The sequence below is a fragment of the Rhizobium giardinii bv. giardinii H152 genome (genome assembly GCF_000379605.1).
Taxonomy (GTDB): domain Bacteria; phylum Pseudomonadota; class Alphaproteobacteria; order Rhizobiales; family Rhizobiaceae; genus Pararhizobium; species Pararhizobium giardinii.
This window is the reverse complement of sequence record NZ_KB902650.1, coordinates 1-1130: the sequence shown is the minus strand read 5'-3', so window position 1 is coordinate 1130 and position 1130 is coordinate 1. Positions and strand designations below refer to the sequence as shown.

The window sequence follows — 1130 nt, the reverse complement described above, 5'->3', positions numbered from 1 at the left end:
GGAGATCAGCGGATATCGAGTGTCGAAGTAAGTGTGGATAGCGGAGGCTCGTGGCAGACTGCAACAGTAGGTCCGCGCGAGGGCAGAAGTTGGCAGCGGTTCGAGTTGCCATGGTCGCCTGAACCGGGCCAACACGTCTTGCTATGTCGCTGCACCAACGAAGTTGGAGAAGGACAGCCGTCATCCGATGCGAGAAACGAGGTTCATTCGATCCAAGTTGAAGTTGCAAGGCTCTAGTTTAAGCGATCTGGGCGTGAGCCCGTGTTTCCAACGCGCAAGCAGGAATTTCCTGAGAATCGAAGCCCAGGCTCACGACGGCACGGATGCTCCCACTCTGCTCGCCTTGATCTGTACCTCAGGTGATCAGATTGCCTTTGTGCCCCCCGAAAGCATACCCTCGCCGCCATGAGGATCGCGACCGAGCCATTGTTGCATCAACAGGCGTTCCTATGCACGCTCGGTAATTTACGCAACCCTAGAGACCTGCATATTCTAAAACGGATCAGCCAGCTTCAAGGCGACAATTGCCTAGTGTAAGCCTCCGAAGTAAGCGCGCTGAACCTCTGGATTTGACCTGAGGTCGTCGGCTGTGCCCTTGACGATAACCTTGCCCTGCAGCAGGACATATCCATGGTCGGCGATGGCGAGGGTTTGGTTGACGTTTTGCTCGACCAGGAGGACGGTGACCCCGGCTTTTGCGATGTCGCGAATGACATTGAAGTTTTCCTGCACGAAGAGCGGCGAGAGACCGAGCGACGGCTCGTCGATGATGAGCATGTGCGGGTCCGTCATGAGTCCGCGTCCGATCGACACCATTGCCTGCTCACCGCCGGAAAGGGTTCCGGCAATCTGCTTTTCGCGTTCTTTCAGCCGCGGAAAAATCTGAAACACCCGGTCCAAACGCGCGCGAATTTTGGCGCTGGATTGCTCATTATAAGCGCCGACCTGCAGATTTTCTTCAACCGTCATGCGACCGAAGATCCGGCGGCCTTCGGGGATACATCCGATACCGAGACGAACAATCTCGTGGGTCTTCAATCGGTCGAGTGTCGTTCCGTTGAAAGTGATCGTCCCGGCCCGCGGCGGTGTGAGCCCCAGGATCGATCGGATCAAAGTCGTCTTGCCGGCCC

At 56.7% G+C, this 1130-nt stretch carries 1 protein-coding gene and 1 pseudogene; one reads left to right on the top strand and one right to left on the bottom strand.

What is annotated here, in order from left to right:
- A pseudogene (locus A3AY_RS40560) lies at nt 1–237 on the top strand (molybdopterin-dependent oxidoreductase); the annotation flags it as partial.
- 291 nt (nt 238–528) lie between these two features.
- On the opposite strand, the gene A3AY_RS0113665 reads toward A3AY_RS40560, so the two are convergent.
- Nucleotides 529–1130: ABC transporter ATP-binding protein (locus tag A3AY_RS0113665; RefSeq protein ID WP_018326227.1), on the bottom strand; the 602-nt coding region annotated here is incomplete at its 5' end.